Raw genomic sequence first — 10,073 nt, forward strand, 5'->3', positions numbered from 1 at the left:
ATATCACATCCTTTTTGAAGATGATGGTAAGGGCCGGTACCAGCAAGAATCCCCCGCCCAGCCCTAAGAAACCCGAGAAAAACCCGGTAACAAAACCGGTGAGCGAGGCGGCGAGCGGAAGTTTTTCGTCCGGAATTCCAGGCGCATCATCTGCCGCGCCCCGCTTCGAGCCGCGGATAAAACGCAGGGCGGTAAGCATAAGCGCGGTCGCGGTAAAGAGCAGGAGCAACTCCCCATTGACGGCCTTAGTGGCAAGCGAGCCAAGAACCGAGCTTACGATGCCCGAGGCAAAAAGATACGGGGCAAGCCGCTCGTCGATGTAGCCGTTGCGGTAGTAATTATACGAGCCGGTAATGGCCGAGACGATGATAACCGGTATCGGGGTTCCCAGCGATACCAGGGCGGGCGTGCCGACGATAAGCCGCAGGGCGGGCTGCATCAAAAAACCGCCGCCGATACCGAACTGACCGGAGAGGTAACCTGCCGCAAGTCCGATGATAATTGGAATGATTAGACCCATAGTGCTAGTACAGCACACTTTTATGTGCCGTACTAGAGATTAGTAAAACTCACGGGGGTGTACCCGTCCCAGTTCAACGCCTTCTTTCGAGAGCCTGAGGCCCCCTGCCGCAAGTCCGCACACCGGCACATGCGGGCGCGGGGCGAAAACGCTGACCACCTCATCACCGAGCGTTTCGATAATGCCAACGGCGACCGTGTTCCACCCTTCACCTTGCAAACCGACCATAAGCCCGCTGGGGTTTACCTTTGCAGATAAGAATCCTGCGGGATAGAGGGAGAGCCCCTGAACCGGGATTGCCTGCATAACGGCATCTTGAAAATAGCGCCGGTACTGCTCCTGCCGCAGTGCGGTCCTGCGCCTCGCCGATACCGGTCGGGCCGCCACAGGGGGTCGGGTCCGCAGCATGGTCGTGCCCCAGCACCCGCCAAGCCATGATAGTACCGGTGCAAGCTCATCTTCCTTTTCGATGGCGATAACGATATCAGGGCGCAAAAGAGCGAGCTTGTTATATTTAAGCGCCACCCCATACGGCGGGGCGATAAGGCCGCTGCTGTCAAAGAGAACCACCTGGGTACCGGCCTCGTGCGCCTTGCCGGCCATGATTCCCGAGCCGGTGCATACCTCGAGCATGCGCCGAACCGGGTTGGTGTCTCCCACGAAATAGAGCGCCTGAACAGGATAATCCTCAGGCAGGGTCTCTCTTATGATTGTCATGCCGATAGTGGCCGGCGGACCGATCGAGGATTGCCCGACATCCCCGTCAACCAGGCCTACCGCGTGCCCCTCACGCAGGTACGCCTCTGTTATGCGCCGGATGAGCGTGCTTTTACCGACATCGGGTCCCCCTAAGAGAAAGACAAGTCCTCGCTGCTCGCCAACGAGGACTTGCGGTATCTCTTTAAACTCAATCCACTGGTTCATACCGCCTGCTCTTCATGCTGGCTTTCATCCTCCAATAAAGCTTTGGCCTTTTTAATGATGCCGCGCTCGCCTTTATAGGTAACGGTGGCAATCGCCTCATCGATCGGGAACCAGCGTACTTCTTCAACCTCCCAATCATGCTTGGTCATGTCGCCTCCGGTACATCGAAGCAAGAAGAAATGCACGAATTTATGACAGCGTACCTCTGTAGGGCGCCAGTAAAACCAGTAATCGATTTCACCTATCTGCCGCACGATATCACCGGTCAGCCCCGTTTCTTCGTTTACCTCGCGAAGTGCCGCTTCCGTAAGTGTCTCTCCTTTTTCGACAAGGCCCTTGGGAAGGCCCCAAACGCCACCGCCGTTTCTCGCGATCAAGGCCACCTCGGGTTTTCCGTCTCGCATCTTGAAAATCACCCCACCGGATGAGGTGATGGTAGCCGTCTTCATACGATCGCCCCCAAACGCGCGATTAAATCGCATTATAGATATTTTTTCCCACGATGATGGAATATGAAGCCGGGACGGCGGAATGAGGCCGGGACGGCGGAATGAGGCCGGGACGGCGGAATGAGGCCGGATTTACTCGACGGGTACGTCGGCTATGGCCACGGTCTTGTTGCGGCCTGCTTCTTTTGCGAGGTAAAGGGCCTCATCCGCTTTTCTCAATAGGCCCAAGGGTTCGGACATCGAGGATACGTATGAACTTACCCCGATGCTTAAGGTAGTGGAGATATTAAGGTCGGGGTTCAGCAGGATGGGGTTCGTCTCGACCCTATGGCGCAGTTTCTCTCCGACCTTATACGCCTTCTCAACACTGGTTTCGGGGAGAATAAGCGCAAACTCATCCCCGCCGTAGCGCGCGGCCAGGTCGGATTGGCGCAGGTTGGCTTTGAGCATACCGGCGATAATCCTTAGCACCGAGTCACCGGTCACATGCCCATAGGTATCGTTGATTTCTTTAAATTTATCCACATCGATCATGATGAGCGATAGCTCCGAGCCGTAGCGTTCCGCACGATTGAACTCGACCGAGAGCCGCTCGAGAAAACTCTTATGATTATAAAGACCGGTCAACCCATCGGTTACGGCGGTCTCTTTGAGCTGGGATATTATCCGGTTATAGACTTTACGCTGGAACGGAAAGCACATATTCCAATCGGCGATTCCCTGGTAGATAGCGATCGCCTGCTCACGACAGGTCCGATAGCCACAGGCACCGCAGTTAAGCTCGTCTTCTGCCGTGAACTTCTCGCCCTCGGCGAGGATCTCCTGGATGGCCTGCTCGCTCGGCATGGGAAGGTCGACCTGTTTGTTCGAGAACGCCTTGAATGTGTCGATCTTGGGCAGGTATGGCTCGACCTGGTCGAATGTGAGTTGCTCGGATGCTTTCACCAGACGGTTCTGATACGACTGCTCGGTGACGTGCTTGCGCACGTGAATGCCTAAGTTGGTATCGATACCGGGGCCGTCGATACATCCCTGACAGGCCAGCATATCGATAAATTTGGCCTTGATGTCCCCGGCGAGAAGCGCGCCTGCCAAGCTGTCCAGGTTGCAGACACCCCGCACGACCATGAGATTGGGGTCGAGCATATTATACTGGGCGATCGTCGGGCGCGGGAAGCCCCCCGAAACCGAGTAACGCCGCCTCACCTCGGGTTTTGGGCCCTCTTCCAGACGCAGCTCGTTCTCTGACCCCGCAAAACGTATCCTCAAGAGCTGTTTAAACTCCTTAAAGGTAAGAACCGCATCGGCCGAAGTGCTGTTTTTGGCCTCATATTTCGCCGCAATGCAGGGTGTCGCATATACCACCGCTACATCGGGTCCGTAAATGTGTTTGACAAGACTTGCTTGCGCCACCATCGGCGAGGCGATCGGCGCCAAATAGCCGGTCAAAGCGGAGTAGTACTTCTCGACCCAGGTGGTCACCGCCGGGCAGGTCGAGCGCAGTACCGGAAAGTCCCGTTCGATGGAGAAATAGCGAAGATACTGCCGTGCGACCATCTCATCGGCAAGCACGGTGTCCTCGTATCCGTAAAACCCTGCCCACTCGATCAAGAAGGCCAGCTGCTCCTGTGTCATGGGATAAAACGATGCAAGATACTCGGGGGCAAGAACCGCTATGGTTCTTCTCCCTGATGAAAGCAGCGCAAAGGCCTTTTCAAGATCTGGCCCAAGCTCGATCGACCCCTTAGAGCACGCCGCAACACAACGCCCACAATAGATGCAGCGCTCGTCCATTATTTCTATCTGGCTGTCGGCCATTTTTATCGCTTTAACGGGACACGCACGTATGCAGGCGTAGCATTCTTTGCAGAGTCCCTCAGGTACGGATAATATGCTCATTGTCAAAAATCCAATTAACCTTGCTTCGCAAACAACGCCATAAGGTGGTAGGAAAGGACTATGAATCGGCTGGTGCGAATAGGAGTAACAGAGTTATTTCAATAGTTCGATCGCTCCAAAAAAACGTCGGAGTCGACTTTATAATAATATATGAACCACTCAGTCACAAGAAAAGATTATACCCGGCCGTCGTCTGCAATGTCGACGATTTGAGCGTTTCCGGCGGATATGAGGTCTGTGGGCTTGATCTTTAGCACGGCATTGGTCTGCCCTCCACAGGTATAGATAACGGGAATGGAAAGGAGTCGTAAGTCGATGTAAATCGGCATTTCGTTGGCGTGTGCAAGGGGCGGGATGCTGCCCAAGATATAGCCGGTGAGGCTTACCGCATCCTCCGGCTCAACGAGCTTGATCTTGCTTACGCCGATGATGGCTTTGAGCTTGCGCACGTCCAGACGCCGGCTACCGGGAATCATAGCCACCAGCGGGTTCCCATCGGCTTCGACGATCAGCGTCTTACCGATTTCAGACTGGTCGAGCCCAAGAGACATGGCCGCCATGGCCGCCGTTCGTGCGGGCATCTCCACCAGGCTTATCTCATGTGGAACCTCGAGAGATTGCAAATAATTATGTAAATCGACACTGGTTCTCATACAAGCCCCCCCCAACGCTTCAAGAACCCTCTCATCTACTAAGAAATCGTATCACTAACCGCCGCTTTCAACAAGGTTATTTCGATACGCATTGAAATAATCAACAAGCCTCTGACCAGGCATGAAAGGTTGCGACCACTAGATTTTACCCATTTCTTCAATAATTGATTACAAGGGATGACCTGCATGGGCTTTAAAATCTAGCGCAATTGTTAAATAAATAGCAAAAAGAGCCCGCGTCTGTCTGCGGGCCCTTATATTTGTTTTCGACTTGTCGTCCGTATACTACGCCATCACCAGGTTGTTCTGCATCTCACAGGCCATAACGGTGTGTTTGCAAAGAACCGCAGTGGTAACCGAGCCTACGCCACCCGGAACCGGGGTGATTTTCTCAACGATCGGCTCGACCTGCCCGTAATCGACATCGCCGACAAACTTGCCGGGGTTGTCCGGGTCTTCGTTGATGCCGACATCGATAACCGTCTGGCCCGGCTTCACGAAATTGGCCTTGACCATCTTGGCCTTGCCAACAGCTGCGACCAGAATTTCGGCTTCCCGGCATACCTCGGGTAGGTTCTCGGTCCTCGAGTGACAGATGGTGACCGTTGCGTGCTCGCGCAGGAGCAGCATGGCAACCGGCTTGCCCACGACAAGCGAACGACCGAGCACGACGGCCCTTTTCCCCTTAAGCGGGATACCGTAGAACTTCAAAATCTCCATACAAGCGGCCGGTGTGCATGGCGCAAAACCGGTCGCGTCATCGGCAAAAACCTTCGCCGCACTAGCAAGATTCATAGAATCGACATCTTTTTCAACCGGGATAAGCGAGCGGACCTTGCGCTCATCCAAATGCTTCGGTAGCGGGGCGAACATCAAGATACCGTTAATCGCCGGATTTGCACCGACGCTGATGACGGCTTTCTCAAATTCCACCTGATCGATATCTTCCGGGTACTCAAATACCTCATACTCCATACCGACGGTCTCACAAGTCTTCTTGGCGCCGCCCTCGTAGAAGAGGTCGTCCGGGCGCGCTCCCACGCGCACGATGCCGAGCCTGGGCGTGATGCCCTTGCTCTTAAGCTCTTCGATCTTCTTGCTCAGGTCTTCCTTAATGGCATCAGCAACGGCTTTTCCTGCCAGTCTTTCCGCCAATTCAATCTCCCCCTTACGTGCTCTTACTTAAATCTTATTCATGCTTACTTGGTTAACTTATCGAGGACCAGCTGCAGGGTCTCGTCGGCCAACTTGGAGCCGTCGCTTAAGAGCTGGTTCATCTCGTTGCGTGTCGAACTTACAAAGTCCTGGTCCTTAATCGTGTTAAGGTTGATGGCGACGTTTAACATACCGCTGATCAACGAGGATTTCAAGAACACGACACCGCAGCCCACATCGGAGATGGCGAGCATGCTTCCGATTTGGCCCATGCGGTTGTGGATTTGAATACCCTCGTAGGATTTACGCATGATCTCCATAGGCACCGAACAGGCCTCTTTGGAATATTTCTCGAGCGCATCCGCTTTCGCCTGCTGCTGCTCCGGCGTATCCTTCGGCATTCCGTATGCTTTAGCAAGGGGCTCAAAGACCTCGGCATCGCGATCGACCAGGGTCTCCAACTCGGCCATGACCTCATAGCCCTTGTCGAGCAAGTCTTTAACTTCGTCCTCTACCTCTGCATATTTCTTTTTACCTACGGTCAGATTGCCGACCATATTCGAAAGCGCCATACCAATAGCGCCGCCGGCCGCCGCAGCGCCGCCGCCTCCCGGCACGGCCTCTTTGGACGATAGGACATCCAGAAAGTCCTTACAACTTTTGTCCAACATTCCCATTACAAATATCCTCCCCCTTTAACGCCTTGCTCCCGCTAAGGCTAGTAAAAATTTCGTCTGACGCGCTACACTTATCACTGAGTAATTGCTTTGTAAAGCTACCGTGTAGACAGACCCTTCCTATGTTAAGTTACCCCGCCAGGAGCGTCAATACTTGTGCCAGCGTGTATCCAGAATTTGGGGGGGGTTTGTCAAGAAATTAGCAAACTGGGAAACTAAGCTTATGCGTCGGCCGGGACGATTTTGACTTTCCTGCCCGGCCACCAGTTTAGCTCGCCTATCTTAACGGCGATAGCGGGCACGAGTAAACTGCGGATAACAAACGTATCTAATAAAAGACCTACGACCGTCGCAAATCCCACTTGCACAAGAGAATCCAAAGGGGAAACCAGCAGCGCACCGAATGTGCCGGCCATGATGATACCGCACGAGGTGATGATTTTACCGGTGCTCGAAAGGGCTCTCGCAACACTCCCCCTGACATCGCCGGGTGTATACTCTTCTTTAACCCTCGACATAAGAAAGATATTATAGTCAACGCCGAGCGCCACCAAAAGGCAAAAAGCAAAGAAGGGAACCGACCAATCTAACCCTTCACGGCCGAGACCTACTTGAAATACGAGATGGGTGATTCCCATCGTGGCTGCGAAGCTTAAGAGAATCGTCAATAGCAGGTAGACGGGGGCAATCAAGCTCCTGAGCAGGATGGCCAGTATCACAAAGATACCGAGAAGCACGAATACCATCACCTTGATCAAGTCGTCGGCGGTTACTTGGCGAATCTCGTTGAATGTCGGGGTGCTCCCGCCGATAGAGAACTGCGCTCCCTCCAAGGACGAGCCTTCGATCGTATCATCAAGCACCCTTCTTACCTTGTTTACTTTATCAAGGGCCTCATTCGTGTACGGGGGTATGGACAGCACTACGTCGAGAACCACGCCATTGCCTCCCGGGGCGATATAGTATTCCATGGCTTTACGCAGTTCAGGGTGCTCTTTGAGGGCGTTAGGCGGTAAAAAGAACACCCCGTCCAGCTGGCCGTTTGAGGTAGTATATGGGTGCATGCTCTCTCTCGCATCCCCGATGCCCGATGCCATCTTGTTCAAACCGTCCCTGCTGGGGCCAAACCCGGTAGTTATGCGCGCGAGGCCGGAAGAAGCCCGGTCGAGCTTGTCGCCCGCCTGCAATTGCCCGGTTTTCATCGCTTCCAGCCCCGATTGTATCCGCAGCAATGCCAGACTTGAACGGTCTATCCCACCGTTGATGCCGGTCAAGCCCTCGCTCACGCCCTGTATGCCGGCCCGCGCATCAGAGAGCCCGCTCTGTACCTGTCCTAAACCCTGGCTGATACCGGCCAGGTTTGGCAGTATACCTTTAGTCGTCTCGTAAGCTTTTTGAAAATTCGCGTCCGAAGCCAGCTCGGGTCTTTCGGCTACAAGCGCCTCGAGTTCGTTTTGGACTTGCTGTAAAAGGCTGTTTACCTGGCCGATGCCCTGTGTGGACCTGGTAACACCGGTTGACACCTCGCCTAACCCCGTGTTGACCTCATTAAGCCCCGAAACAGCGCTCCCGGTTCCGGCGCTCAATGTTCGTAAACCTCTGCGTACCTTAGATACACCGTCCCCCGCCTGCCCGGTCGAGGCTGCAAGTTTATTGAGTTTGCCGCTTCCCTGCGAGATTCTTCCCGCGACGCGTTCGACCCCGTCCTCCATGCTCCCCAAACCCGTCATGATCGGCGTAAACCCCGTCCCTATCCGGTCGAGCCCGGTAGACAGTCTTTTGATTTGATCAGGCAGGCTGACCTCGGTGATTTTCTCACCGAGCGGACGTGTCGCCGTTCTTACCCTGGCGACTTTATCGATTCCCGCAATACGGGATGCGACCATATCCAGTGCTTGAAGCGATTCGTTGGACCACATGTCCTGTTTGGTTTTCAAAACGATCTTTATCGGAAGAAGTTCCCCCTGATCGAAGTTATCTTTGACCACGTGGAAGCCTTGAGCCGCTTCGGAGGTGCCCGGAAGCTCGCCCAACTGGTCGAACGAGCGGGTTACCCCCAGCATCGATACGAGAAACGGGCTGAGGGCTATAAGGCTTATCGCTATAAACAGCAATGGTTTAGATGTGACGGCGCCCGATAGGGTATCCCAAAAACGGTTCCGGTTGTTTCCCCCCGCCACGGCTCTAGCCGGGTGGGCCGGCCAAAAAACACGTTCCCCTAAAATAGCCAACAGTGCGGGGGTGAGGGTTATGGCGGCCAGGATGGTTATACCGATACCGATCGCGATGCTGGGGCCCGTCGTGTTAAACAGGCCGAATTTGGCGAATATCATAAAGGCAAACCCAACGATAACCGTACCACCGCTCGATAGTATCGACTCGGCCGTGTTGAACAGGGTCGAATCCAGGGCTTCCGGCACGGTTCTTCCAGATGAGAGTTCCTCCCTGAACCTCGAGATAATCAGCAGGCAGTAATCCGTGCCGGCGCCGAACAAAATAGCGATCAGAAAGGTTTCCGTAAACGATGAGATGTTTAAGCCCAGCGATGTGAGCGATGCAATAAGACCCCGTGAAATAAGAAACGATACCCCTATGGTGGATAACGGCACCAGGGGGGCTACCGGCGACCGGTAGATCAGGACCAGCATGATCATGACCAGAAGCACCGTTATCCTACCGGTAAGGCCCATACTTTCTTGAATCGCATCGACCTTTTCCTGGCCTATTGCGGCATCTCCGGTGACATGTAAAGAAAGCCCGGGGGGTATGTGGGGGGCATCACTACCGCTCACTGGATGTTTGGGCCCGATGTGCTTCCAGAGAGAGCGCACTATTTCGTTGGCGACCTCACTAAAACTCGGCGCAGCGAGATTGACTGCGATAAGCGCGACCTCACGGTTCTTCGTCATCATGTTTTTTTCAAACTCTTTTTGACTAAAAGGCGACGTTATACCCCTGACCCGATACGCCTTTTTATTCTTTTCCAGGTAGGTCTCAAGCTCTTTCGCATAGGTGCGGTCTTTATCGCTCATCCCACCTTTACGCTCAAGCGTAAAGATCAGGGTGCTGCCTCCCCCTTTGTCCGGATATAATTCCTTCAGCAGCTTGTCGGCCTTTACGGCATCGGCGTCCGACGATAAAAAGCTCTTGTCATCGGTTCTAGCGACATCGGAAAGAGAAGGGGCCTTCCAAAAAACGAGCGCCGTCAGGATAACCCAAAAAGCGACGATGGGCCATTTAAAACGTAGCACTAAGCGGTTTAACGTAGCTAGCATTTTGATCTACCCCTGTTCAAACCCGAACTCCTGCGATGATATCTCACCCAGGTAGCCCTTCACTTCGGTCTCGCTGAAGGCGATTCCCAGCGCTTGAAGGTTATAGACGGCCAGCGGATAGATGGAATCAATAAGATTACCCGGGTTTTCTTCGTAGAGCCAGCTTATGACAGTGTGGTAAATCGTTCCCTCAAACGCCACAGCCGCGGCTTTAATATCGGGGATCGTCGTAAGGCCGTTTCCCTGAAACGCTTCAAGGTTTTGCCCTATGCGAAGCAACAGCTTTTGTATGCTCTCCGCCCTTTTTTGCTCAAAACGGGGGTTTAAACCGACGACCTCTATCATCATGATCCTGGCAAGGTCCCGGTGCTGTTGAAATATCGTTAACGTAGAGGCTACGCCCCGACAGACCGTCTTCATGGCACCAACCGCGTCGCAGCCCATGTTGACTTCGGTGACGTTCAGAATCATCCCCGTGATCTCGTCGTACAGGGTTTCGAGCAGGTCCTCTTTGTTCTTGA

Annotated in this window: 9 protein-coding genes; all 9 read right to left on the reverse strand. The window is 53.9% G+C overall.

Features of this window, described 5'->3' with window-relative positions; all coding sequences use genetic code 11:
• Nucleotides 1-520: sulfite exporter TauE/SafE family protein (locus tag ACYC56_RS09040; protein WP_461373856.1), on the reverse strand; the 520-nt coding region annotated here is incomplete at its 3' end.
• A gap of 39 nt (nucleotides 521-559) precedes the next feature.
• A complete protein-coding gene (locus ACYC56_RS09045) occupies nucleotides 560-1,444 on the reverse strand; it encodes a Clp1/GlmU family protein (protein WP_461373857.1) in 885 nt (294 codons plus the stop codon).
• A complete protein-coding gene (locus tag ACYC56_RS09050) occupies nucleotides 1,441-1,893 on the reverse strand; it encodes an NUDIX hydrolase (protein ID WP_461373858.1) in 453 nt (150 codons plus the stop codon). Before ACYC56_RS09050 ends, ACYC56_RS09045 begins: the two co-directional genes overlap by 4 nt.
• Before the next feature lie 132 nt (nucleotides 1,894-2,025).
• Nucleotides 2,026-3,792, reverse strand: coding sequence for a diguanylate cyclase (locus ACYC56_RS09055; protein WP_461373859.1), 1,767 nt, complete (start codon nucleotides 3,790-3,792; stop codon nucleotides 2,026-2,028).
• Between the two features lie 176 nt (nucleotides 3,793-3,968).
• Nucleotides 3,969-4,445 (reverse strand): aminoacyl-tRNA deacylase, encoded by a 477-nt coding sequence (locus tag ACYC56_RS09060; RefSeq protein WP_461373860.1) that lies wholly within the window; start codon nucleotides 4,443-4,445, stop codon nucleotides 3,969-3,971.
• Between the two features lie 285 nt (nucleotides 4,446-4,730).
• The gene (locus ACYC56_RS09065) at nucleotides 4,731-5,600 is read right to left on the reverse strand and encodes a bifunctional 5,10-methylenetetrahydrofolate dehydrogenase/5,10-methenyltetrahydrofolate cyclohydrolase (protein ID WP_461373861.1); all 870 of its coding nucleotides are present in this window, start codon (nucleotides 5,598-5,600) and stop codon (nucleotides 4,731-4,733) included.
• Between the two features lie 44 nt (nucleotides 5,601-5,644).
• A complete protein-coding gene (locus tag ACYC56_RS09070; protein ID WP_461373862.1) occupies nucleotides 5,645-6,277 on the reverse strand; it encodes a cyclodeaminase/cyclohydrolase family protein in 633 nt (210 codons plus the stop codon).
• A gap of 221 nt (nucleotides 6,278-6,498) precedes the next feature.
• Complete coding sequence (locus tag ACYC56_RS09075) at nucleotides 6,499-9,552, reverse strand: MMPL family transporter (RefSeq protein WP_461373863.1); 3,054 nt, start codon at nucleotides 9,550-9,552, stop codon at nucleotides 6,499-6,501.
• 6 nt (nucleotides 9,553-9,558) lie between these two features.
• Nucleotides 9,559-10,073: hypothetical protein (locus ACYC56_RS09080; RefSeq protein WP_461373864.1), on the reverse strand; the 515-nt coding region annotated here is incomplete at its 5' end.

The sequence above is a fragment of the Candidatus Aquicultor sp. genome (assembly GCF_054640775.1).